The sequence below is a fragment of the Burkholderia sp. 22PA0099 genome (assembly GCF_047497165.1).
Taxonomy (GTDB): Bacteria; Pseudomonadota; Gammaproteobacteria; order Burkholderiales; family Burkholderiaceae; genus Burkholderia.
This window is the reverse complement of record NZ_CP163165.1, coordinates 2,389,210-2,413,424: the sequence shown is the minus strand read 5'-3', so window position 1 is coordinate 2,413,424 and position 24,215 is coordinate 2,389,210. Positions and strand designations below refer to the sequence as shown.

Here is a 24,215-nt window from a genome sequence, read left to right as displayed (position 1 = left end):
GCCTGAAAACCGGCTGCCTCGGCGCGCAGCCACACCTCGCTTCACCCATCTTCGGCAAGCCGCGCCACGCGGTGCGACGCATCAATCAGTTCGCAATACGAATCAATTCATAAAACCTATTCGACAGGGGTCCGTCATGAAACGATTGGCATGGGGTGTCACGTTCGGCATGTTGGCCGCGGCAAGCGGCAGTGCGTATGCACAAAGCAGCGTCACGCTGTTCGGCGTGCTCGACGAGGGCATCAACCTGACCAGCAACGCCAACGGCAGCAAGGCCTGGCAGACGTCCAGCGTGGATCTGGTGACGAGCCGCTGGGGTTTGAAGGGCTCTGAGGATCTCGGCGGCGGCGTGCACGCGATCTTCGATCTCGAAAGCGGCGTGATGCTCGACAACGGCCGCGCCTATTACGGCGGCCGCGAATTCGGCTATCAATCGTACGTGGGGCTGGAATCGGCCACGCTCGGCACCGTGACGCTCGGGCGCCAGTTCGACACCGTGACCGACACCATCGGCCTGATGACGGCGAACGGCAACTGGGGCGGCTTCCTGTTCTCGCACCCGGTGGATAACGACAACACCGATGCGTCGTTCCATGCCAACAACTCGGTGAAATACCTGTCACCCGAATTCCACGGGCTGTCGGTCACCGGCCTGTACGGCTTCGGCAACCAGCCCGGCTTCGCCGGCAACCGGATCTACGCGGCCGGCATCAAGTATCACTATGCAACGCTGTCGCTGGCCGCGGTGTACGAGGACCTGTCGTCGCCCGGCACCACTGCGGGCGGCGCGATTGCTTCGGATGACTACGGGTTCGTGGCGGCCAACGAGAAGATTTACGGTGTGGCGGGCAGCTACGGCATCGGCCAGGCCGTGATCTCGACCACCTGGACGCACGTTGCGTTGCAACGTCCGACCTCGTCGATCTATGTGGATTCGCTCGGGCCGAACAACGACGGCCTGAACTTCGACAACTTCGAGGCCAACATCAAGTACAACCTCACGCCCGCGCTGTTCGTGGCCGGCATGTACACGTACACGATGGCGCATCTGAGCCAGGGCGGGGCGGCCGCGTCGCTGCACTGGAATCAGCTCGGCGCGATGGCGCAGTACTCGCTGTCGGCGCGCACCGCCTTGTATGCGCAGGCCGTGTATCAGAAGGTGAACGGCGGCCCGGCGGGCTTCGCGCTCGACAACGCCTATATCCCGGGCTCGGCCGGGGTGTCGTCGAACTCGCATCAGATCGTCGCGCGGGTGGGGCTGACGCATTCGTTCTGAGGCAGGCGAGGGCGGTGGCGGCGCCAACGCCTCGAGGTTTCAGCGCCGCCCCCCGCTGACCAGTTCCATCACCCGCGCCGAGTACACCAGCGCGGCCCCGGTGTTCATCGCCACGGCCACGCCGAGCGCTTCGGCGATCTCCTGACGGCTCGCGCCGGCCTCGGCGGCGGCATCGGCATGAATCGCGATGCTGCCGCCGCAGCGCGCCGTGACGGCCACCGACAGCGCGATCAACGCGCGTGTCTTCGCATCGAGATGCGTGCCGCCCGGCGCGTTGCCCGGCCCGTCGCCGCGCTCGTGAGCGGCCAGCCAAGTGGACGCCGGGTCCGGGGTCAGCGGGCGCAGGCCGTCGAGCCGCGCGATCAGCTCGTCACGGTAGGTGTTCCAGTTCAGCATCGCAGTCTCCTCAAGCCGTGGGCGGGCCGCCCGCGCGGCCCGCGTCATGACGCAATGACGCCTCAATACCCGGCGATCGCCTTGATCTCGAGGTAATCGCCCAGCCCGAACTCGGCATGCTCGCGGCCGTTGCCCGACTGCTTGTAGCCGCCGAACGGCGCGTTCGCGTCCCACGGCGCGGCGTTGATGTAGACGTTGCCCACCCGCAGCTTCGCGGCCACTCGGCGCGCGCGTGCGGCATCGGCCGTCTGCACGTAGCCGGCCAGGCCATACGGGCTGTCATTGGCGATCTCGATGGCCTGCGCCTCGTCGTCGAAGCCGATGATCGACAGCACCGGGCCGAAGATTTCCTCGCGCGCGATCCGCATGCCCGGTGCGACATCGGCGAACACGGTGGGGCGCACGAAATAACCGGCCTCGATGCCTTCCGGGCGGCCCGGGCCGCCGGCCACGAGCGACGCGCCCTCGGCAATTCCGCTCTCGATCAGCGACTGGATATGCGCATATTGTTTGGCGTTGACCACCGGCCCGAGTTCGCTGTCCTCGCGCCCCGGCGCGCCCACCCGGATCGCGTCGGCCGTCTCGGCGGCCACGCTCGCGGCGCGCGCCATCATCGCGCGCGGCACCAGCATGCGCGTGGGCGCGCTGCACGATTGCCCGCAATTGAGGTAGCTGGCGCGCACCCCGGCCGCCACGGCGCGATCGAAATCGGCATCGTCGAAGATCAGGTTGGCCGACTTGCCGCCCAGTTCCTGATGCACGCGCTTGACGGTGTCGGCGGCCGCGCGCGCCACCGCCACGCCGGCCCGCGTCGAACCGGTGATCGACACCATGTCCACGCGCGGATCGCGCGACAGCGCCTCGCCCACGATCGCGCCGTCACCGTTGACGAGGTTGAACACGCCGGGCGGAAAGCCCGCCTCGTCGATCATCTGCGCGAAACGCAGTGCGCTGTACGGCGAGAATTCGCTGGGCTTGACCACCATCGTGCAGCCGGCCGCCAGCGCGGGCGCGACCTTCACGACCAGTTGATTCATCGGCCAGTTCCACGGCGTGATCAGCGCGCACACGCCGATCGGTTCGCGCGCCAGCAACGTGTTGCCGCGCTGCTCGGTGAACGCGAATTCGCCGAGCACGCGAATCGCCGTCTCCAGATGGGCGCGGCCCAGCGCGATCTGCGCGCTGCGCGAGAAACCGCTGGCCACGCCCATTTCTGCCGTCATCAGCGCGGCCATCTCGTCGGCCCCGGCGTTGTAGCGTTCCAGCAGGCGCACGAGCAACGCGAGGCGCGTCTCGCGCGAGGTGGCGGCCCAGCCGTCGAACGCGGCATGCGCGGCGGCCACGGCGGCGGCCGCATCCTCGGCGTCGCCCATCGCAAGCTCGCCCGTGACGGCCTCGGTGGCAGGGTCGATCACGCGGAAGCGGTCCGTGCCGTGCGGCACGACCCAGCGCCCGTCGATATAGAAGCGGTTGGCGTCGATCATCGAAAGTCTCCCGAATCAGTGGAAATAGATGCCGCCGCAGACGTTCAGCGCCTGCCCGGTCACGAATGCGGATTGCGCCGAGGCGAAGAACAGCGCCGGCCCGACCACGTCCTCGGGCGCGCCGAGCCGCTTGAGCGCGGTGACGTTCTCCCAGTGGCGGATCGCGTCCTCGCTGCCGAGGTTGTTGCGGCCCATCTCGGTCAGGATGATGCCGGGGCAGATCGCGTTGACGGTCACGCCGTCCATGCCGGCTTCCTGCGCCAGCACCCGCGTGAGCGTGATGACGGCCGACTTGGTGGCGGCGTAGTGGCCCTGTGTGGGCACGCCCTGGCGGCCGGCGATCGAGGCGATGTTGATGACGCGGCCGGCCTTGCGCGCGCGCATCTGCGGCACCACCGCCTGGCACATCATCAGCACGCCCTTGACGTTCACGTCGAAGTGGGTGTCCCAGGTCTGCTCGTCGAGATCCTGCAGCAGCGACGGTTTCAGCACGCCGGCGTTGTTGATCAGCACGTCGATCTGGCCGGCATCGGCCAGCGCCTGCGCCACGGCGGCGTCGATCTCGGCGCGGCGGCTGATGTCGAGCGTGTACAGCCACGCGCGGCGGTTGCGCAGGCCGATCATTTCGGCGGTCTGGCGCAGTTCGCGCCCGGTTTGCGGCAGGTCCATCAGCACGAGGTCGTAGCCGGCGTCGGCGAAGCCGAGCGCCAGCGCCTGGCCGATGCCGCGGCTCGCGCCGGTCACGAGCGCCACCGGCGCCTGGGGTTGGGAAGCTGACATGTGGAAATCTCCTGGATCAATGCGTGTGGGAGGCGGGCTTAGAAGCGGGCATAGAAGCGGACGCGGCGGCGCGCACCGGCAGCGCATGCATCGCGGCCAGCGTGTCGTCGAACGACACGAGCCGGCCTTGCGAGCCAAGGCCCATCGCCACCTTGGCGGCCACCGCCGAGGCGAAGCGCGCCGAGGCCTCGAGATCCCAGCCGCGCGTGAGGCCGACGATCAGGCCGGCCGTGAAGCTGTCGCCGCAGCCGGTGGTGTCGGACACCGCCACCTCGAACGCGGGCAGCGCGAACGGCGCACCGTGCTCGGGCGCGACGTACACGCCCTGCGCGCCGAGCGTGAGCACGCAGTTCTTGACGCCGCGCGCCTGGAAGAAGCGCGCGACCTCGGCCACGTCGGTGGTGCCGGCCATTTCGGCGGCCTCGTCGATGCTCGGCACGAAGTAGTCGAGATAGGGCAGGCACGGCTCGACCAGCGCGATCGTCTCGGGCGTGGCCTGGATCAGGTCGAACGTGGTCAGCCGGCCCAGCTCCTTGGCGCGGCGCAGCAGCGCCACGGTGGGCGCGCCGTCGAACGCCTTCATCAGGCCAGTGCCGCCCACGTGGACGATGCGCGCATCGAGCGCGGCGTCGAGGTCCGCGTCGCGCACGCTGAACGCGTTCGCGCTGCCCGGCACGTGCAGCGCCGGGCGCTCGCCGTTCGGGCGCACCGGCAGGATGGTGGCCGAGGTCTGCACCTCGGCCGTGCGCGACACCAGATCGCAATCCACGCCGTAGCCGCGCATCTTGGCGATCAGGAATTCGCCCATGTCGTCGGTGCCGACGGTGGTGACCGAGCGGGTGCGGATGCCGAGCATCGCGCAGGCCACCGAGGTGGCGCCGGCGGTGCCGGCCACGGTCATCACGATCTCGTCGATATAGGCGGCGCGTCCGCCGGCCGGAATGGCCGTGACCGGACGGCCGAGCACGTCCAGCACGTGGAAGCCGATGCAACTGACGTCGAAAGTTGTCACCTTGATTACCCTTGATCAGTGAGAGGAGCGGCGCAGCGCGAAGCTGGCCGCGAGCACCACGAACACCAGCACGCCGATGCCGACCTGCTGCCAATAGAAATTCCAGCCCACCAGCAGCAGCCCGTTCTTCATGGCCGCCAGCATCAGCACGCCGAGCAGGGTGCCGATCACGGTCGGGCGGCGCTCGCTGCTCAGCGTGGTGCCGATGAAGGTCGCGCCGATCGCGTCGAGCAGGAACGCGTTGCCCGACAGCGGCACGTACGAGCGCACGGTGGCCGACAGCAGGATGCCGGCGATGCCGGCCAGCAGCGCACCGAGCACGTACACCCACGAAAGCTGGCGCGCCACGCGAATCCCCGAGTAGCGGGCCACGCCGGGCTGCACGCCGAGCGCGACGATCTGCCGGCCGAACACCGAGCGATGCATCAGCAGGTAGACGCCCACCGCGCAGGCCGCCAGCACATAAACCGGCGTGGGCACCTGCGCCAGCGTCGAGCGCGCGATCGCATCGAACGCATGGGCCGGCGCGCCGGTGATCAGGTAGATCGGCTGGCCGCCGCCGGTGGCGAGCTGCTGCGTGCTCTGGCCGATGAACAGCACGCCGAGCGTGGCCAGGAACGGGCTGATCTTCAGCCGCGTGATCAGGACCGCGTTGACCAGGCCGACCACCACCGCCACGCCGAGCCCGGCCGCGATGCTGGCGGCCAGGCCGTGGCCCGCGCCGAGCAGCATCACGAACACCATGCTGGCGAGATCCACGGCCACGCCGACCGACAGGTCGATGCCGCCCGAGGCCACCACCAGCGTCAGGCCGAGCGCCACGATCGCCAGCAGCACCACGTTGTTGACCAGCACGTTGAACAGGTTGCCGGCGCTCAGGAAGGTGGGCGTGACCATCGAAAACACCACGCAGATCGCCACGAACACCACGATCAGGCTGTAGTTGGCGGCAAGCCGCCCGGCGCGCGCCAGCGGGTGCGGCGCGTTGGATTGAACGGCGGGGGTGCTCATCGTGCGCTCTCCGGTTTGCGGGCGAAGGCGGTGGTGGCCACCACCAGCAGGATCAGCGCGCCCTGCACGCCGTTGACCCAGTAGCTCGAGACGTTCAGCAACTGGAAGCCGTTGGCCAGGCAGCCGATGAACAGCACGCTGAGCAGGGTGCCGCCGATGGTCGGCACGAAGCGGCGCGAGAACACCGTGCCGAGCAGCGCGGCGGCCAGCACGCTGAGCAGCATGTCGCCCGAGCCGGGCGTGCTCGAACTGAGCCGCGAGACGGTCAGCACCGCCGCGATGGCCGCGCACAGCCCGCTGAACAGGTAGGTCAGCATCAGGTAGCGGCCCACCCCGATGCCGGCCGAGCGGGCCGCCTCGGGGTGCCCGCCCACCGCGTAGAGCCGCAGCCCGAAGCGGGTGCAGTGGATCAGCGCGATCATCGCGGCCGAGGCCAGGATCAGCGTCCAGGCCAGCGCCGAGATGCCGAACAGCGAGGCCGAGCTGACGAACGTCATGACCGGCGAGGCCACGCTGATCACGGTGTTCTGCGTGACGGTCAGCTCCACGCCGGCCGCGACGTTCATCACGGCGAGCGTGGCGAGCAGCGGCAGGATGCCGAGCCGCACCACCGCGATGGCGTTGAGCAGGCCGATCGCGAGGCCGGTCAGCAGCACCGCGCCGAGCGCGGCGGCGTCGCCGTAGCCGAGCGTCAGCAGCTTGGCGTAGACGGCCGCGCACACGCCCATGTTGGCCGCGATCGACAGGTCGATGCCGCCGTCGGTCACGTTCGAGCCGCCGCCGATGATCACCACCGACATGCCGAACGCCATCACGCCGAGGATGGCCGATTGCTCGACGATGTTGACGAGGTTGCCGGGCGTGGTGAAGCCCGGCGCGCCGAACGCGAAATACAGCAGGATCGCGAGGAAGGTGCCCACCGCGGCGAGGCGGATCGCGAGGCCGCGAATCGCGTGGCCGCGACGGCGGGCGGGCGCCGCTTGCGGGTCGGCCGCGGCGCTATGAAGTACGGCACGTGGTATGGCAGTCATGCGTTGGCTCCCTGGGTGAGGCCATCGGCGCGCTGCGCGCCAGATGACGCGGCCAGCAACTGGTCGCTGTTCAGGCGCTCGCCGCTGAATTCGCCGACGATCGCGCCGCGATACACCACCAGCACGCGATCGCAGAAATCGGACAGTTCCAGCAGGTCCGACGACAGCATCAGGATCGCCGAGCCTTCGGCCGCGAGGCGGTTCAGCAGCGTGTAGATCTCGACCTTGGCGGCCACGTCCACGGCCACCGTCGGTTCGTCGAGCACGTATACCTTCGACTGGCACGACAGCCATTTCGCGATCGCCACCTTCTGCTGGTTGCCGCCCGACAGGTTGCGCACCAGCGCCTCGCCGCCCGGCGTCTTGATCGACAGCTCGCGGATGAAATCGCCCACCGCCGAGCGCTCGCCGCCGTCGCGCATGAAGCCGGCGCGGCTGTAGCGGCCGAGGCTGGCCAGGCTGATGTTCTCGCGCACCGACAGGCCGAGCGCCACGCCGTGTGCGCGGCGGTCCTCGGGCAGCATCGCGATGCCGGCCTGCACGGCCTGCATCGGCGAGCCGAGCGCCACGCGCCGGCCGTCCACCGCGACCGTGCCGGCGTCGGCCTGCTTGAGCCCGAACAGGCATTGCACCAGTTCCTTCGCGCCGGAGCCGAGCAGGCCGGTCAGGCCGACGATCTCGCCGCGCCGCACCGTCAGGCTCACGTCGGCGAAGCTGCCCGCACGCGCCAGGCCGTTCACCTCCAGCATCGGTGCGCCGGGCGCGACCTGCCGCGCCGGGAACATCTCGCCCACGTCGCGGGCGATCATCATGCCGATGATCTCGTCCATCGGCGTGCGTTTGGGCGACACCACGCCGACGTCGGTGCCGTTGCGCATCACGGTGACGGCGTCGCACAGCGATTCGATTTCCTGCATGTAGTGCGAGATGAAGATCACCGCGATGCCGTCGTCGCGCAGCCGGCGCAGCACGGCGAACAGGCTGTCCACCTCGCGCTTGACCAGCGCGGCGGTGGGCTCGTCGAGCACCAGCACCCGGGCGTCGCGCGCCAGCGCGCGCGTGATCTGCACGATCTTCTGCTGCGCCGTGGTCAGGTCCTGCACCAGCAGCCCGGCCGGCAGCTCGAGATCGAAATAGCGCTTGAGCAGCGCAGCCGCCTCGCGCTCCATGCGCCGCCGCGCGATGAACGGGCCGACGCGCGGCTCGTTGCCGAGAAACACCGCCTCGCCCACCGTGGCGGTCGGCACCAGCAGCCGATCCTGATGGATGAAATGGACGCCGAGCGCCTCCACGCCGGCCGGCGTGAGACGCGTGACCGGCTGGCCCATGATGCGGATCTCGCCGCTGTCCGGCACGTTGATGCCGGCCAGCACCTTGATGATGGTGGACTTGCCGGCGCCGTTCTGGCCGACCAGCCCGTGTATCGTGCCGCACGCGACCTCGAGGTCGGCATCCGCGAGCGCCTGGACGGCGCCGAAGCGTTTGCTGATGCCCTTCATCGAGATCGCGATGCGCGCTTCGTGGTTGCGCATGACTGACTCCGTTCGACAGCGCGCCGTCGTGCATGACGGCGCGCTGTGCGCTGATGCTTGGCCGTGCGTCCGTACCCGCCGGGCCGCACGGCCGCCTGCCTGGCTGACGCCGGTTCGACGGCCTTCTTACTTGCCGGCCTTGGCCGCGTCGTCGAGGATCGGCTTGGCGGTGGCGCCGGCGTTCTCCTTGGTGACCAGCACGGCCGGCACGAACGTGAACGGCGCGACGCGCTGGCCGGCCAGATAGGCGGCCACGTTGCGCGCCGAGGTCTTGCCGATCTCGTACGGACGCTGCGCGCCCACCGCGCCGGCCGGCGAGTTCGGATCGGCCACCATCTTCACCACGTCGGGGCTGCCGTCGATCGCGTAGGTCTTGATTTCGGTGCGCTTGGCGGCCTGCACGGCCTGCGTCGCGCCGATCTGCGGCACGTCCCAGCACGACCAGATCGCGCCGATCGAGCCCTTGGCGGGGTATTTGGTCAGCATGTCCGTGACGTTCGAATAGGCGCTCTGCACCGTGTTCGGGATCACGTCGCGCAGTTCCGGCTCGATGATCTTCATGTCGGGGTAGTTGTTCAGCACGTACTTCATCTGGTCGTAGCGGATCTTGCACACCGGCACGCTGTAGAAGCCGTTGAACACCAGCACGTTGCCCTTGCCGCCCATGTCCGACACCATCTGCAGCGCGATTTCGGCGCCGAGATCGTAGTTGTTCGAGGTGGTCACGTTCAGCGAATAGGGGCTGGCGGTGTCGATCGTGAACAGCGGGATCTTCGCGGCGCGGATCTTCTCCAGCCACGGGTTCAGCACGCTGACGTTGCCGAGGATCTCGATGATCGCGTCGGGCTTCTGCGCGATCAGCGTCTGCAATTGGGAGATCTGCGTCTGGTCCTTGCGGCCGGCGTCGAGCGCGATCGCGGTGCCGCCGAGCCGCTTGATCTCGTCCTGCGCGCCGCGAAACGCCATCAGGTCCCAGTAGTGATCGGTGCCGGTGATCGACACGCCGATGCGCTTGCCCTTCAGCGACGGGTCGGCGTGCGCGGCCGGCGCGGCCAGGCCGAGCGCGGCGACCAGCGCCGCCGCGGTGGACAGCAGCCGCCAGGCGGCCGGGGCGGGAACGAAAAATTGTCTGCGTGCTTGTCGGGTTCGCATTGCTTCTGTCTCCTGATTGTGGGTTCTGGCGATGATGCGGCGATGACGTCGTGTCGCCCAGGCTAGTCGCGGTGCCCGTAATTGCCCATCCGGGCGATCACGTTGCGGATTTCGTCGAGCGACAGCAGCGGCGGTTCTTCCACCTGAAGGCAGGTCAGATACTGTCGCGCCAGCGTTTCGACCTCGACGGCGAGCCACATCGCCTTGTCGAGCGTGGCGCCGGTCGCGATCATGCCGTGATGCGCGAGCAGGCAGGCCTTGCGGTCCGTCAGCGCCTGCAACGCGTTGGCGGACAGTTCCTCGGTGCCGAACGTGGCGTACGGCGCGCAGCGGATGTCGCTGCCGCCGGCCACCGCCACCATGTAATGAATCGGCGGGATCGGCTTTTCGAGGATCGACAGCGAGGTGCAATAGGGCGGATGCGCGTGCACCACGGCCTGCACGTCGGGCCGCGCGCGCAGGATGTCGAGATGAAAGCGCCATTCGCTCGACGGCTGGCGGCGGCCCTGCGAGGTGCCGTCGCCGTGCATGTAGACGATGTCCTCGGGCTGCATGCCGTCGTAGGGCATGCTGGTCGGCGTGACCAGCATGCCGTCGCCGTGGCGCACGCTGATGTTGCCCGAGGTGCCCTGGTTGATGCCGAGCGTGTTCATGCGCCGGCAGGCGTCGATGATCGACTGGCGAATCTGGCGTTCGGCTTCGCCGAGCGCGGGGGCTGTGTTGAGGCTGTTCATGGTCGGTCTCCGCATCTCACCAGGACGTGTAGCCGCCGTCGATCGAGACGATCGAGCCGGTCATGTAGGACGAGGCCGGCGAGGCGAGGAACACCACCGCCGAGGCGATCTCCGCGGGCTCGCCGCAGCGGCCCATCGGCGTCATGTCGAGCCAGACGTCGAACAGCTCGGGCCGCGCGCGCATCGCCAGCGTCATCTCGGTGCCGACATAGCCGGGCGCCAGCGCATTGACGCGCACGTTGTCGCGCGCCCATTCGGTCGCGAGCGCCTTGGTCAGCATGTGCACCGCGCCCTTGCTCGTCATGTAGGCGGCGGCGGTCTGCGGCCGGTTCACCACCAGGCCGGACATCGAGCCGAGGTTGACGATGCTGCCCGCGCGCTGCGCCACCATCGCGCGGCCGAACGCGCGCGACACCCAGAACGTGCCGTTCACGTTGATGTCCATCACCTGGCGCCATTCGGCGTCGGGCGTGTCGAGCACGCGGTTCAGCCGCGCGATGCCGGCGCTGTTGACCAGCGTGTCGATGCGGCCTTCCTCGGCCAGCACCGTGGCGGCCACGCGCGTGACGGCGTCGGGGTCGGTCACGTCGAGCGTGTGGCCGGCCGCGTCGAGGCCTTCGTCGCGCAGGCGTTGCAAGGCGACGTCGAGCGCGCGGCCGTCGAGATCGAGCAGGATCGCGCGGGCGCCGCACTGGGCGAGGGCGCGCGCCGATTCGAAGCCGATGCCGCCGGCGCCGCCCGTCACGACCGCGCGGGTGCCGGACAGATCGAAGCGTTGTGGATAGGAAAGCGGGGTGGACGTCATGGGTTCCTCATGGGTCCCGCGGCGAGCGGGCAGTGCGATGAACGTTGCCTGAAATCGTATTGACTGATCAGTACAGACCAAACCGGTGAATTCCCGGAGTCCGGCCCGGGGTCGGGCCTCAGGCCGAGCGCCGCCGCGATGGGGGCGCTGCCTGTTTCGTCTCCGTATCGTCGTGCGCCGGTTGGGCTTGACGTGGTTATTACCAGTTGGTTATAACCAGAATGATGGTCAAGCGCTCCAGCGCTGTCAAGATGAATTTCCTGAGGGGAAACACCGGGACGGGGCCGTGCGGCGGGGGTGCCGCGCGGCGGAACTTGGCCGATAATCCGAACCAACATCAGAACTGCCACCGTATGCCAGACATCATCGAATCGATTGCCATGCAGGACCTGCTCGGCGGCCCCGAACAATTCGACCGCGGCGGCCCGCTGCCGCTGTGGGTGCAGGTCAAGAACGTGCTGGAGGCGGCGATCCGCCATCCCGAGATCAGCGCCAACGCGCGCATGCCGTCCGAACAGAACCTGTGCGACCAGCTCGGCGTGTCGCGCCCGATCGTGCGGCTCGCGCTCGATTCGCTGGTCAAGGACGGCTACATCACCAAGGTGCCCCGGCAGGGCATCTACGTCGCGCCGCGCAAGACCGACGTGGATTTCGCGTCGCGCAACGAAAGCCTGTTCGGCGAGATCCGGCGCGGCCACAAGGTCACGACGCGGGTGCTCGCGATCGAGCGGGCGCGGCCCACCCAGCGCGAGCGCGAGATGCTGGCGCTGCCGCCCGGCGCCGACGTGCTGCGCCTGCACCGGCTCTATTCGGTCGACGACCGGCCCACCGCGCTGTCGTGGCTGATGCTGGCCGGCCATCGCGTGCCGGGGCTCGAATCGCTGATCGCCGACAACGTGTCGGCCTACGGCGTGATGCGCGAGCGCTACGGGTTGCGCATCGAATCGTCCGAGCGCTGGTTCGAGGCAGCCATGCCCGACGAGACCCAGGCCGGGCTGCTGGAACTGCCGCCCGGGCAGCCGGTGATGTCGATCGAATCGGTGGGCCGCACGGCCGACCGGCTGCCGCTCGAGTACTACCTGTGCCTGTACAGCACGGCGTTCAGCCGGATTCACGTCACCGCGCAGACGCGCGCCGATCCGTCGTCGGCCGCATGAAAATGCAGCGCGGCGCCGGGCGCGCACGGCCGCCCGGCGCCGCGTCGGCGTAAACCCGCGACGGGCCGGAAATGTTTTGACGGGCCGTGTCACGCTGTTTACTGTACCGATCAGTCGGTACTTGTGCGTGCCGAAACCACCCCGCTTCGAATTCCCCGCCCCCTGACGGAGATCTATGAAACGCGATGCCTTGCCGCTCTGGCAACCCGGTCCCGAGGAATGGAGCCGCGCCCATCTCGCGCGATTCGCGCGCGCCAACGGGTTCGATCCGCTCGACTACGACACGCTGCACCGCTGGTCGACCAGCGATCTCGACGGCTTCTGGAATGCGCTGTGGGATTACGCCGGCGTGATCGGCGAGCGTGGCGGCCCGGTGCTGCAACGCTCGGCCGACGGCGCGATGTTCGGTGCGCGCTGGTATCCCGAGGCGCGGCTCAATTTCGCCGAGAACCTGCTGGTGGGCGACGATGCGCGGCTCGCGGTGGTCGAGGCCGATGAAACCGGCGTGACGCGGCGCATCGCGATGGGCGAGCTGCGCGAACGCGTGGCGCGGGCCCGGCACGGCCTGCTGGCGCTCGGCGTAACCGCTGGCGATTGCGTGGCCGGCATCCTGCCGAACGACGCCGATGCGCTGGTCGCGCTGCTGGCCAGCGCCTCGATCGGCGCGGTGTGGGCTTCGTGTTCGCCCGATTTCGGCGCGCCCGGCATCGTCGACCGGGTAGGCCAGGTGCAGCCGAAGGTGCTGATCGCGGCGCGCGCGTACGTCTACAACGGCAAGCGCTTTCCGATCGACGACAACCTGCGTGCCGTGCTGGCCGGCATGCCCGGCGTGGCGCATCTGGTCGTGACGGGCGAGGGCGCGCAGCCGCTCGACGGCATCGCCGCGCACAGCCTGAGCTGGGACACGTTGTGCGCGAGCGCCGGCCCGCTCGAATTCGCGCGCCAGCCGTTCTCGCATCCGCTTTACGTGATGTTCACCTCGGGCACCACGGGCCTGCCGAAAGGCATCGTCCATACCGCCGGCGGCGTGCTGCTCCAGCATCGCAAGGAGCACCTGATGCACTGCGACGTGCGGCCCGGCGAGGTCATGAGCTGGTACACGAACACCGCCTGGATGATGTACCACTGGCTGATTTCGGGGCTGGCCAGCCACGCCGCGGTCGTGCTGTACGACGGCGCGCCGATCGTCAAGCGCGAGGCCGGGCTCGATCACGGCGTGCTGTGGCGCGTGGCCGAACAGGCCGGCATCACCCATTTCGGCACCAGCCCGCGCTATCTGGGCGCATTGCAGGAAGCCGGCTACGCGCCGGGCCGCGCGCATGCGCTCGGCGCGCTGCGCAGCGTGCTGTCGGCCGGCGCGCCGGTCGCGCCCGAGCAATTCGACTGGCTCTACGCCAACCTCAAGCGCGACATGATGTTCGCGTCGATTTCGGGCGGCACCGAGATCATCGGCTGCTTCGTGCTCGGCTCGCCGCTGCACCCGGTGCGGCGCGGCGAGATCGCCTGCAAGGGGCTCGGGCTGGCGGTGGACGTGCTCGACGAGCGCGGCGCATCGGTGATCGGGCGCAAGGGCGACCTGGTTTGCACCGAGCCGTTCCCGAGCGCGCCGCTGACGTTCTGGGGCGAGGGCGGCGAGGCGCGCTACCACGCGGCGTATTTCGAGGCGCGGCCCGGCATCTGGACCCACGGCGATCTGGCCGAGCAGACCTGCCGCGCCAGCGTGGTGATCCACGGCCGCACCGACACCACGCTGAAGCCGGGCGGGGTGCGGATCGGCACCGCCGAAATCTATCGCGTGATCGACGCGCAGCCCGAGATCGAGGATTGCCTCGTGTTCGGCCGGCCGGTCGGCGACGACGAGGAGATCGTGCTGTGCGTGGTCATGAAGGCCGGCTTCGCGTTCGACGCGGCGCTGGTCGCGCGGCTGCGCGCCGAGGTGCGCGGCAAGGCCTCGCCGCGCCATGTGCCGCGCGACGTGCATCGCGTGAACGCGGTGCCGTACACCATCAACGGCAAGCGCGTCGAGGGCGCGGCGCGCTCGGTGGTGGCGGGCGTGCCGGTGAAGAACCTCGGCTCGCTGTCCAACCCCGAGTGCCTGGCCGAATACGCGGCGCTCTACGCGAAGGAGCCGGCATGAATCGACGCTCGATGGGGGCGATCGCCGGTATCGCCGAACTGAAGCCGCAGCGCCGCACGCAGGGCGCGACCACGCTGCAGTTCATCGCCGAGGCGGTGCGCCGCGCGGCCGACGACGCCGGGCTCGGCAAGGACGCCATCGATGGCCTGCTGGTCGGCCCGCAGGTCGGCGAGACGCCGCAGCACGTGCCGGCCACCGTGGCCGAATATCTGGGCATCGAGCCGCGCATGTCGAACGTGGTGGACCTGGGCGGCGCGAGCGGCGCGGGCATGGTCTGGCGCGCGGCCGCGGCGATCGAGGCCGGCATGTGCGAGGCCGTGGTGTGCGTGCTGGCGAACGTGCGCGAAGAGGCCGCGCCGCGCTCGCCGAACCGCAACCCGATCCGCGAATTCGACGTGCCGTTCGGCGCGTCGGGCGCCAATATTTCGTACGCCTTGCCGATGCAGCGCCACATGGCCGAGTTCGGCTCCACACCGCGCCAGTTCGCGCGGATCGCCGCGATCGCGCGCGAGAACGCGCAGCGCAACCCGAACGCGATCTTCTTTGGCCAGCCGGCCAGCATCGACGACGTGCTGGCCTCGCCGGTCATCGCCAGCCCGCTGCACCTGCTCGAAATCGTCATGCCGGTGGCGGGCGGTGCGGCCGTGGTGGTGACCCGCGCCGAGCGCGCGCGCACGCTGCGTCATCCGCCCGTGCATCTGCTCGGCGCGGGCGAGAAGGTCACGCACCGCGCGATCAGCCAGATGACGCAATTGACCAGCGGGCCGCTGAAGCCCGCCATGGCGCAGGCGCTGGCGCGCGCCGGGCTGGCCGCCGACGACATGAGCCTGCTGTCGCTGTACGACTGCTACACGATCATGGTCGCGCTGACGCTGGAGGATGCCGGCCTGTGTGCGCCGGGCCGCTTCGGTCACTGGATGGACGAGCACCGCTTCGGCCACGACGGCGACCGGCCGCTGAACACCCACGGCGGCCAGCTCGGCTGCGGCCAGGCCGATCTGGCCGGCGGCATGACGCATATCGTCGAGGCGGTGCGCCAGTTGCGCCACGCGGCCGGCGACCGGCAGATTCCGAACGCGCAGACGGCGCTCGTGACCGGCAACGGCGCGACCGTCAGCGAGGCCACCGCCCTGGTGCTGGGAGCCGACGCATGAACGATCTCTTCAACACGCTCGACGTGCCCGGCCCGATTCCGAGCGCGATCAGCGCGCCGTTCTGGGACGCCGTGCGACGCGGCGAATTCTTGCTCCAGCGTTGCGACGATTGCGGCCGCGCGCTGTTCTATCCGCGCGCGCACTGCCCGCATTGCTGGAGCGGCCGCGTGAGCTGGCAGCCCGCGAGCGGGCGCGGCACGGTGCGCAGCTTCTCGGCGATTCATCGCCCCGGCCATTTCGCGTGGGCCGCCGCCGCGCCGTACGTGATCGCCATCATCGAACTGGAAGAAGGGCCGACGATGCTGTCGCAATTGCTGCTGGATCACCCCGATGCGGCGCGCGTCGGCATGGCGGTGCGGATGCGGCCGATGCAGGTCGGCCGGCATGTGCTGCCGTTCTTCGCGCCGGACGAGCCGGCGGCGCTTGCGGAGGCCCGCTCATGAGCGCGTTGCCGCAGGACGCCTGGCTGCTCGACGGGGTACGCACGCCGTTCGGCAAATACCGCGGCGCGCTGGCCCCGCTCGGCTCGCTCGACCTGGGCGAGCGGGCGATCCGCGCATTGATCGCGCGCCATCCCGAGGCGGCCGCGCCCGACGCCGTGCTGATGGGCTGCGTGGTGCAGGCAGGGCTGGGGCAGAACCCGGCCCGCATCGCCAGCACGCGCGCCGGCGTCGCGCCCGTCACGCCCGCGCTGACGCTGAACAGCGTCTGCATCGCCAGCCTCGAAGCCGCCTGCGACGCGACGCGGCGGATTCGCGGCGGCGAGGGCGCGCGCTATCTGGTCGGCGGCTTCGATTCGATGTCGCGCGCGCCGGCCGTGCTGGCGTCGCCGTTCGACCCCGAGGCCGATGCCGAGCCGCGCAGCGCGCTCGACAGCGACGGGCTGCGCTGCGCGCTGTCGGGGCAATCGATGGGCGTGCTGTCGGACGCCTGCAACCGGGCGCTCGGCATCGACCGCGAGGCGCAGGACGCCTGGGCCGCGCTGTCGCAGCAACGCGCCGCGCACAGCGCCGCCTGGCGCGAGACGCACGAGATCGCGCCGGTGGCCACCGCGAGCGGCAGGGTCGCGTCCGACCAGGGCATCCGCGCCGACACCACGCGCGAGCGGCTCGCCACGCTGAAGCCCGCGTTCGGCCCCGACGGCACCATCACCGCCGCCAATGCATCGCAGATGTCCGACGGCGGCAGCGCCGGGCTTGTGGTATCTACCGCCGCGCTCGCGCAAGGCGGCGCGCGGCCGCTCGCGCGCATCGTCGACTGGGGCTGGGTGGCCGGCCCCGACGCCACGCTGCACCTGAAGCCCGCCATCGCGATCCGCAAGCTGCTGGCGCGGCAGGGCCTGCGCCCGGCCGATATCGATCTCTACGAGATCAACGAGGCGTTCGCCGGCGTGGCAATCGCCTCGATGCGCGAGCTGGGGCTGCCGGCCGAGGTGGTCAACGTCAACGGCGGGGCCATCGCGATCGGGCATCCGCTCGGCGCGTCGGGCTTCCGGCTGCTGCTGACGCTGGCGCTGGAGATGCGCCGGCGCGGCGTGCGACGCGGCATCGCCTCGTTGTGCGGCGGTGGCGGCCAGGGCATGGCCGTGCTGATCGAGAACGCCGATTTCTGTTGACCATTCCGAACCGATTCCGACCGATCCCAATCGACCCACAAGGAGGATGCAATGAGCGAATCGAATGGCTGGACCCTGACGCTGGCTGGCATGCCGAAGGAAGGCGCCAGCGCCGAACGCAACAAGACGATGCGCATGCGCGACATCGAGCTGTTCACCGAAATCACCGGCGACCGCAACCCGCTGCACTACGACGAAGCGCTCGCGCGCGACTCGATGTTCGGCGGGCTGATCGTGCAGGGCGGTGTGACCTCGGGCATGTTGAACGCGATCGTCGCGGAGGACTTGCCCGGCCCGGGCAGCGTGTTTCTCGGCATGGAGCTGAAATTCTCGAAGGCCGTGTTCGTCGGCGATACCGTCACGGGCCGCGTGTCGATCAAGAGCGTGCGCGCCGACAAGCCGATCTGCACGCTCGAGGTGAGCGTGATCAATCAGCTCGGCGACGTATGCCTGAGCGGCACCGCCACCACCTACACCACGCCGCTCAAGCGCGGCTGACCGATCGACCGGCCCCGGAGCCTCGCACGACCTGAAATGCCCAGCATTCCTAATCGCCACCGCCTTGCTGAAATGGCACGACATGAAACGGCATCGTCACGGAGACACATGGAACTGATCAAGCCGCAAGCGGCGCGGCGGCTCGCCTGGCCGGTCCGGCAACTCGGGCCGGTGGCGACCATCGCGCTGGCGCAACTGTTCGGCACCTCGCTGTGGTTCAGCGCGAACAGCGCCGCCAACGACCTGATGCGGGCCTGGCACGCCAGCGCGACCGATATCGGCTGGCTGACCAGCGCCGTGCAGGGCGGCTTCATCCTCGGCACGCTGGGCCTGTCGCTGACGGGCCTGGCCGACCGCTTCCGCGCCAGCGCGATCTTCGTGGCGAGCGCGATCCTCGGCGCGCTGTTCAACGCCGGGTTCGCCGGGTTCGCCGACGGCGTGGCGAGCGGGGCGGCGCTGCGGTTCGGCGTGGGCGTGTGCCTGGCCGGCATCTATCCGATGGGCATGAAGCTCGTGGTGGGCTGGGCGCCCGAGCGCACCGGCCCGGCGCTGGCGCAACTGGTGGCGATGCTCACGCTCGGCACCGGCCTGCCGCACCTGCTGCGGGTGGCCGGCGCGGCGCTGCCTTGGCAGGGCGTGATCGTCGCGTCGTCGGGGCTGGCGCTGGCCGGCGCGGTGCTGATCGGCCTGCTCGGCGACGGCGCGCCTGCGCGGTCCGTGCCCGTTGGCGGGCCACGGGCCGGCGTGCTGAGTGCGTTCCGGGTGCCTGCGTTCCGGTCGGCCGCGTTCGGTTATTTCGGCCATATGTGGGAGCTGTACGCGTTCTGGACGGTGGTGCCGCTGTTCATCGCGCGCGCCGCGCTGGCAACCAGCGTGCGGGCCGGCGGCGTGTTCGGGCTGTCTTTCGCGGTGATCGGCGCGGGCGCGCTCGGCTGCCTGCTGGGCGGGGCGCTGTCGCGGCGCATCGGCAGCGAGCGGGTGGCGGCCGGTGCGCTGGCGCTGTCGGGGCTGTGCATCGTCGCGTTCGCGCTGGGCTGGCGCGTGCTGCCGCCCGCCGCGCTGTTCGGACTGATGCTGGTGTGGGGCGCGGCCGTGATCGCCGATTCGCCGCAGTTCTCGGCGCTGTCGGCGCGCGCCTGCCCGCGCGAGCGGATGGGCAGCGCGCTGGCGATCCAGAACTCGATCGGTTTCGCGATCACCGTGGTCGCGATCCCGGCCACCACCTTGCTGTTCGAGCATGCCGGCCTCGACGCGGCGTGGCTGCTGCTGCCCGGCCCGGTGCTCGGCCTGATCGGCTTCGCGCCCGCACTGGCGCGGCCACGCAGGCGCCTGGACCAACCGGTACAATAGCGCGCTGATACGCCGTGCCCGGCCTTGCGCCGGGCCGGGAAAACCAAGCACGACAGGAATCGACATGGGCACCGTAGAACCACGCGGGCAGGGGCCGCGCGAAGAAGCCGGCGGGCAGCGCGAGCGCATTCTCAAGATCGCCGCGCGCCTGTTCGCCGAGCGCGGCTATCACGCGATCGGCATGACCGAACTGGGCGAGGCGGTGCAACTCGGGCGCGGCGCGCTCTATCATCACATCCGCAGCAAGGAAGACCTGCTGTACGACATCACGCGCGAATACATCACCGATCTGGCCGATTTCGCCAATCGCGTGGTGCGCCCGGAGCCCGATCCGCGCAAGCGCATCGTGATGCTGGGCCGGCATCTGGTGCTGAAGATCGCCTCGCATCAATCGGAACTGGCGGTGTGCTTTCGCGAGGTGCATTCGCTGACCGAACCGCGCCATTCGGAGGTGCTCGCGCTGCACAGCCGCTACGAGACGGTGTGGCGCGACGCGATGGTCGACGGCGCGGAGCTGGGCGAATTCCGCCCCTACGATCCGATCGTGCTGAAGGGTGTGCTCGGCATGTACTACTACAGCTACCTGTGGCTGCGCACCAACGGCAAGCTGACGCCGGCGCACATCGCCGAGCGCCTCAACGAGCTGGCGTTGCGGATGCTCGATATCCGCGCGTCGGATGGGGAGGGTCCGTCGTTCGAATAACGTCGGCGCATCACGCCACGCGCGCCGCGAATCGGGTTCGGATGCGCGCCGACAGCCTGGCGCGAGATCGGGCGCAAGGTCGAGCACGAAATGGCCAGGCCACCGCTGCCACGCCCCACGCCGATCGTCGCGTTGATTCGCGACAACCCTTTCTGGCCGCGAAAAAATATGTCGCAATCCGAAGCAATCGATGCGCTCGCCGGCCTGTCGGCTATCTTGGCCACCTCGGAGATCGAAGCGCGGGCGTCGATATGGCCCGCCCGGTCTCGGCTCGCGCCCTGACGCTCCCGATCCATGCCTGCGTGCGACCCCGGCATGCCGGCAGGCCGAAGTGCGCCGACATGAAACTCGATCGAGCATGCGCATGCTCCGCGCCATAGTGGAAATTTCAAACATATTTGCCGATTCTCCGAATATAAAAACAAAAAGAGATTTAATGCATAGGCAGCAGTGAGATTTGAAATTGATATGGATTTACGCGAAATTGGGATCGGATAATCGTTTGCGCGGCGGGGTTGTGATCGAACCGCATCCGCGCAAGACCGAGGCATCGCGACAATTTTCTCGAATCGCCTAAAGTTTTCGCGCGCAGCCCCGTAATCCAAGGGTTCGGCTGCGTCGAGAGAGGCCGGCCGCGGTTCCATTACGCCACATTGCATTCCGATTACAACCGGTTGCGCATGCGCCGGGCCGCTGCAATGCAATACGGATTGCCGTCGATTTTTTTCTGATCGGGCTTCTCACTCCGGTCGAATTTAATTAGCATTGGGGCCGCGCGGGACGCTGAGTGCCGAATAAGTCGGTGCTGTTACGGGGGCGTTCGTTACCGGTGAATTGTGGGTCGTTTTTCACCCGGTTCCGTGGCAGGACCGCACCGCCCGACAATAAACGGATCTGCCGCGACGCCAGTTGCCTGCGCGTCGTCACGGGTCATCGGCACCAGCTTTGGAGTGCGTATGAATCAGTTCACCCGTCTCAACCTGATCGGATCGTCGGAGGCCATGGCGGCGCTGCGGCAGCAGATCGAGAAAATCGCGAGCGTCGACGTGCCGGTCACCGTGCTCGGCGAGACCGGGACGGGCAAGGAACTGGCCGTGCGCGCGATGCATTATCTCGGCGCGCGGCGGCACGGCCCGTTCGTGCCCGTCAATTGCGGGGCGCTGCCCGAGGCGCTGGTGGAGAGCGAACTGTTCGGCCACGAACGCGGAGCGTTTACCGATGCCAAGCTCGTCAGCGACGGCCTGATCGGCGAGGCCGAAGGCGGCACGCTGTTCCTCGACGAGGTGGACGCGCTCGGCCTGAAAGCCCAGGCGGCGCTGCTGCGCTTCCTGCAGGACGGCAGCTACCGCCGCGTCGGCGGCGCGAAAACACGCCAGGCCGACGTTCGCGTGATCGTCGCGACCAATGCCGATCTGCTCGAACGGGTGGACGCGCGCCAGTTCCGGCGCGACCTGCTGTACCGGCTCGACGTGGTCACCCTGCGCATTCCGCCGCTGCGCGAACGCACCGGCGACGCGCTCGAACTGGCCGAGGCGTTCCTGGCGCGGCTGCGCACGCGCTACGCCAAGCCGGCGCTGCATTTCCATCCGCAATCACAGGCCTATCTGCGCGCACACACCTGGCCCGGCAACGTGCGCGAGCTCGAAAATGCCGTGCACCGCGCCGTGCTGATGAGCGAGGATGCCGGCGTGCGGCTCGGCGCGGCCAGCCCGGCCGGCGCCACCGCCGATACCCTGGCCGCCGACGGCGATCCGCGCCCGTTTCGCACCGAGCGTGCGGCCGCGATCGCCAGCTTCGAGGTCGATTATCTGCGCCGGCTGCTGGCGCGTGCCAACGGCAATCTCTCGCATGCCGCGCGGCTGGCGGGGGAAGAGCGCAGCGCGTTCGGCAAGCTGGTGCGCAAGCACGGCCTGGAGCGGGAGCGCGCGAATCAGGCGGCCATGGGTGATTGAGGTAAGCTGGCGGCTTGACGATTCGACGGCGAGGTAGGGCGCATGAATGACGAGTTGGTCCGACACGTCGCCGGCCGCATTGCGCGCTATCTCGAGGCCTATCCCGCCGCGGCCGACACGATCGAGGGCGTGCACCGGTTCTGGATCGATGCGCACGACGCGCAGGAGTCGATCGACGTCACGCTCGCGGCACTCGAATCCTTGCGCGCGCGCGGCGTGGTCGCCCGCGTGGCGATCGGCAACCGCACGCTGTGGCGCGTGCGGCGCGAAGGCGATCACCCGCCGGAAGGCGATGCCGGGCACTGAGCGCGCCCGTCCCCCTTCAACGCAAACGCCCCTTGAAGCGCGATTCCCGCTGCCAGCCCGCTTCGCCCTGGCTGTCGACGAAACACGCCTTGATTTCCGCCATGCCGACACTGCAGAAATACACGATGGCGGTGGCATTGTGGCGGTCGCGGGTGATGTACCAGAGCGCATCGCCATGGGCGTAGCCCATGCTGGTTACGCGGTGCACCAGCAGGTCGGCTTCGCCGCGCGAGGTGAGGGCGATACGCACGGTCGCTTCGCCCATGCTGGCAGCTTGATAGATTCGAGCCATCGAATCGGTTCCTGAATGTGAAACGGGCGTCAACCGCGCCCGCGTTGTGTGGTGTTGTCGAATCCGGCGCTCGCGTCGGCCCCCGAACCCCGGATCATCGCCTGCGTCATGCCCAAGAACAAGCCGTTTCCGCCGCCCACGCTGCGCTTGCGCGGCGATGCCCATCGCGTCGAGGTGATCGTGCCGAACGGCGCGACGCGCCCCGTGCTCGGCACGCGCGACCCGGGCGATACCGATCGCCGCGCGGCCACCATCGCCGCGGCAGGTGGCGCGGGCCGCTCGCCGCGCCAGGCGCCGCCGGCCTCGATCGAACTCGCGTTGCCGCGTCGCACGCAAACCATCCTGTCGCATCACCTGCCGCGCGCCGTGCAGGATCGTCTCAACGGCGGTGGCGGTGGGGAATCGGCACTGCCTGCCTCCCGCAAGGCCGATCCGGCGGGCACCGGCGCGCATCCGCTCGACGTGCCGAACCTGTCCGGCGCGCGAGACGACAACACCTGAGCGACACACGGGCGGGGCGGGCACCGGCTTCAGCCCCGCAACGATATCGCGGCGCATACCTCCGAATCGAGATCGTCGAGCAACCTGAGCGACAGCCGAGCCGTCAGGGCGCCGGCTTCAGCCCCGCAACGGTATCGCGGCGTGCACCTCCGAATCGAGATCGTCGAGCAACCTGAGCGACAGCCGAGCCGTCAGGGTGCCGGCTTCAGCCCCGCAACGGTATCGCCGCGCGCACTTCCGAATCGAGATCGTCGAGCAGCGTGTGCAGCTCGTCGGCCACGCGCCCCGCGTCCGCGTGCGGCCCGACCCGGTAAAACCATTGATCGTCGTACGGCGCCGCGCCGCGAATGCCGGTGTCGCCGAACCCCATCCGTTCCAGCGTCCTGCGCGACGGCAGGTTGTACGCGTAGACCTTCGCGTAACACGCCGCCATGCCGGCATGCCGATGTGCGGCGGCCAGCAACATCGAAGCCGCATGCGCGCCAAAGCCGTGCCCCTGGAAGTCGCGTCCGATCCAGTAATAGAGGCACCCCACGCCGCGCTGCAGCGACAACCCGACGAAGCCGATGAAACCCCAATGACGATGCAGCACCGCGCAGGGGTTGTCGCCGAAGCGGTGCAGCCCGTCGAGCCAGTCGTGCCACGCCGCGCGGCTCTCGAAATGCGGCAGGCTGCATAGCTCGGCGATGTCGGGATCGTCGTACTGCCAGCCGAAATCGTCGCGATGATGATGGCCGAGCGGTTCGAGCCGCAGCACGTCGCCGGCGTGCGCGGGTTCGCTGGCCGGCAGCGTGCCGGCACGCCAGTCGCGCCATGCCACCAGCTCGCGGTGGCGGGCCGCATGGGCCGGCTGCGCGGGGCAGGCCAGTTGCAGCGCCACGCTCGCGTCGAACGCGGCGTCGGGTTCGCCCATCTGGTGATAGGCATCGCGGAGCCGGTCGAGCAAGGCGGCATCGTGACGTTGCACGCACAACAAGGCCTGGCCGACCTCGATCGCGAGCGGCCAGCAGCCCCAAGCGGCGGCCAGATCGAGCAGCTCGCGGCGCGCGGCCGGCGGGAACGCCTCGGGGGCACGTTGCCAGGCCTGGCGCAGGCCGATCAGCCAATCCAGCCGGCTCGCCGGCGCCAGCGCGCCGGCGTGATCGAGCACGCCGGGCAGGTGAGCCGCCAGTGCGTCGGCGGGCCAGTCCGCGTGCGTGAGATCGCCGAGCAGGCGCGCGAGCGGCGTGGCGTCGGCCGGCGATGCATCGCTCGCGGGCGACGCGGGCCGGGCGTCGGAGGCGGGGGCAAGTTGCATGGTGGAGGGGCCTTGCGTCCGGTGGCGGCGACGGAATCAG

24 protein-coding genes are annotated in these 24,215 nt (G+C 69.3%); 12 read left to right on the top strand and 12 right to left on the bottom strand.

Annotated elements, in window-relative coordinates:
• The first annotated feature begins 136 nt into the window (after positions 1-136).
• Positions 137-1,276 carry a porin gene (locus tag AB4851_RS26120; RefSeq protein ID WP_414449403.1) on the top strand — a complete coding sequence of 380 codons (1,140 nt, stop codon included), beginning with the start codon at positions 137-139 and terminating at the stop codon, positions 1,274-1,276.
• A gap of 39 nt (positions 1,277-1,315) precedes the next feature.
• Here the strand turns inward: AB4851_RS26120 and AB4851_RS26115 are convergent, their stop codons facing one another.
• The 10 genes from AB4851_RS26115 to AB4851_RS26070 all read right to left on the bottom strand — a co-directional run bounded on the left by AB4851_RS26115 (position 1,316) and on the right by AB4851_RS26070 (position 11,213).
• Positions 1,316-1,672, bottom strand: coding sequence for a carboxymuconolactone decarboxylase family protein (locus AB4851_RS26115; protein WP_414449402.1), 357 nt, complete (start codon positions 1,670-1,672; stop codon positions 1,316-1,318).
• Positions 1,673-1,734: 62 nt separating this feature from the next.
• The gene (locus tag AB4851_RS26110) at positions 1,735-3,156 is read right to left on the bottom strand and encodes an aldehyde dehydrogenase family protein (protein ID WP_414449401.1); all 1,422 of its coding nucleotides are present in this window, start codon (positions 3,154-3,156) and stop codon (positions 1,735-1,737) included.
• Positions 3,157-3,171: 15 nt separating this feature from the next.
• Entirely contained in the window at positions 3,172-3,936 is a 765-nt protein-coding gene (locus AB4851_RS26105) for an SDR family NAD(P)-dependent oxidoreductase (RefSeq protein ID WP_414449400.1), read from the bottom strand.
• Positions 3,937-3,952: 16 nt separating this feature from the next.
• Positions 3,953-4,948, bottom strand: coding sequence for a carbohydrate kinase family protein (locus AB4851_RS26100; RefSeq protein WP_414449399.1), 996 nt, complete (start codon positions 4,946-4,948; stop codon positions 3,953-3,955).
• 15 nt (positions 4,949-4,963) lie between these two features.
• A complete protein-coding gene (locus AB4851_RS26095) occupies positions 4,964-5,959 on the bottom strand; it encodes an ABC transporter permease (protein WP_414449398.1) in 996 nt (331 codons plus the stop codon).
• Positions 5,956-6,990 carry an ABC transporter permease gene (locus AB4851_RS26090; RefSeq protein ID WP_414449397.1) on the bottom strand — a complete coding sequence of 345 codons (1,035 nt, stop codon included), beginning with the start codon at positions 6,988-6,990 and terminating at the stop codon, positions 5,956-5,958. Before AB4851_RS26090 ends, AB4851_RS26095 begins: the two co-directional genes overlap by 4 nt.
• Entirely contained in the window at positions 6,987-8,522 is a 1,536-nt protein-coding gene (locus AB4851_RS26085) for a sugar ABC transporter ATP-binding protein (protein ID WP_414449396.1), read from the bottom strand. Before AB4851_RS26085 ends, AB4851_RS26090 begins: the two co-directional genes overlap by 4 nt.
• Positions 8,523-8,648: 126 nt before the next feature.
• Positions 8,649-9,674 (bottom strand): sugar ABC transporter substrate-binding protein, encoded by a 1,026-nt coding sequence (locus tag AB4851_RS26080; protein ID WP_414449395.1) that lies wholly within the window; start codon positions 9,672-9,674, stop codon positions 8,649-8,651.
• Between the two features lie 62 nt (positions 9,675-9,736).
• On the bottom strand, positions 9,737-10,408 hold the full coding sequence (locus tag AB4851_RS26075) for an L-fuculose-phosphate aldolase (protein WP_414449394.1): 672 nt from the start codon (positions 10,406-10,408) through the stop codon (positions 9,737-9,739).
• 16 nt (positions 10,409-10,424) lie between these two features.
• Positions 10,425-11,213: an SDR family NAD(P)-dependent oxidoreductase gene (locus AB4851_RS26070; protein WP_414449393.1), complete on the bottom strand. Its 789-nt coding sequence runs from the start codon at positions 11,211-11,213 to the stop codon at positions 10,425-10,427.
• 353 nt (positions 11,214-11,566) lie between these two features.
• Between AB4851_RS26070 and AB4851_RS26065 the strand changes: the two genes are divergently transcribed.
• The 10 genes from AB4851_RS26065 to AB4851_RS26020 all read left to right on the top strand — a co-directional run bounded on the left by AB4851_RS26065 (position 11,567) and on the right by AB4851_RS26020 (position 22,085).
• Positions 11,567-12,370 carry a GntR family transcriptional regulator gene (locus AB4851_RS26065; protein ID WP_414449392.1) on the top strand — a complete coding sequence of 268 codons (804 nt, stop codon included), beginning with the start codon at positions 11,567-11,569 and terminating at the stop codon, positions 12,368-12,370.
• 175 nt (positions 12,371-12,545) lie between these two features.
• Positions 12,546-14,507, top strand: a complete 1,962-nt coding sequence (locus tag AB4851_RS26060; protein ID WP_414449391.1) for an acetoacetate--CoA ligase — start codon at positions 12,546-12,548, stop codon at positions 14,505-14,507.
• The gene (locus AB4851_RS26055; protein ID WP_414449390.1) at positions 14,504-15,661 is read left to right on the top strand and encodes a thiolase family protein; all 1,158 of its coding nucleotides are present in this window, start codon (positions 14,504-14,506) and stop codon (positions 15,659-15,661) included. Before AB4851_RS26060 ends, AB4851_RS26055 begins: the two co-directional genes overlap by 4 nt.
• Entirely contained in the window at positions 15,658-16,104 is a 447-nt protein-coding gene (locus AB4851_RS26050) for a Zn-ribbon domain-containing OB-fold protein (protein ID WP_414449389.1), read from the top strand. The genes AB4851_RS26055 and AB4851_RS26050 overlap by 4 nt, the downstream gene beginning before the upstream one ends.
• Positions 16,101-17,276, top strand: a complete 1,176-nt coding sequence (locus AB4851_RS26045) for a thiolase family protein (RefSeq protein ID WP_414449388.1) — start codon at positions 16,101-16,103, stop codon at positions 17,274-17,276. Before AB4851_RS26050 ends, AB4851_RS26045 begins: the two co-directional genes overlap by 4 nt.
• A gap of 51 nt (positions 17,277-17,327) precedes the next feature.
• The gene (locus tag AB4851_RS26040; RefSeq protein ID WP_414449387.1) at positions 17,328-17,774 is read left to right on the top strand and encodes a MaoC family dehydratase; all 447 of its coding nucleotides are present in this window, start codon (positions 17,328-17,330) and stop codon (positions 17,772-17,774) included.
• 108 nt (positions 17,775-17,882) lie between these two features.
• Positions 17,883-19,124: an MFS transporter gene (locus tag AB4851_RS26035; protein WP_414449386.1), complete on the top strand. Its 1,242-nt coding sequence runs from the start codon at positions 17,883-17,885 to the stop codon at positions 19,122-19,124.
• Positions 19,125-19,188: 64 nt separating this feature from the next.
• Entirely contained in the window at positions 19,189-19,827 is a 639-nt protein-coding gene (locus tag AB4851_RS26030; RefSeq protein ID WP_414449385.1) for a TetR/AcrR family transcriptional regulator, read from the top strand.
• A 956-nt stretch (positions 19,828-20,783) separates the two neighbouring features.
• A complete protein-coding gene (locus tag AB4851_RS26025; RefSeq protein WP_414449384.1) occupies positions 20,784-21,779 on the top strand; it encodes a sigma 54-interacting transcriptional regulator in 996 nt (331 codons plus the stop codon).
• 42 nt (positions 21,780-21,821) lie between these two features.
• On the top strand, positions 21,822-22,085 hold the full coding sequence (locus AB4851_RS26020) for a hypothetical protein (protein ID WP_414449383.1): 264 nt from the start codon (positions 21,822-21,824) through the stop codon (positions 22,083-22,085).
• A gap of 16 nt (positions 22,086-22,101) precedes the next feature.
• Here AB4851_RS26020 and AB4851_RS26015 read toward each other — a convergent pair whose 3' ends face one another.
• The gene (locus AB4851_RS26015; RefSeq protein ID WP_414449382.1) at positions 22,102-22,377 is read right to left on the bottom strand and encodes a DUF6150 family protein; all 276 of its coding nucleotides are present in this window, start codon (positions 22,375-22,377) and stop codon (positions 22,102-22,104) included.
• Between the two features lie 108 nt (positions 22,378-22,485).
• Between AB4851_RS26015 and AB4851_RS26010 the strand changes: the two genes are divergently transcribed.
• Positions 22,486-22,878 (top strand): hypothetical protein, encoded by a 393-nt coding sequence (locus AB4851_RS26010; protein WP_414449381.1) that lies wholly within the window; start codon positions 22,486-22,488, stop codon positions 22,876-22,878.
• Positions 22,879-23,083: 205 nt separating this feature from the next.
• Here the strand turns inward: AB4851_RS26010 and AB4851_RS26005 are convergent, their stop codons facing one another.
• On the bottom strand, positions 23,084-24,175 hold the full coding sequence (locus AB4851_RS26005; RefSeq protein ID WP_414449380.1) for a GNAT family N-acetyltransferase: 1,092 nt from the start codon (positions 24,173-24,175) through the stop codon (positions 23,084-23,086).
• Between the last annotated feature and the right edge of the window lie 40 nt (positions 24,176-24,215).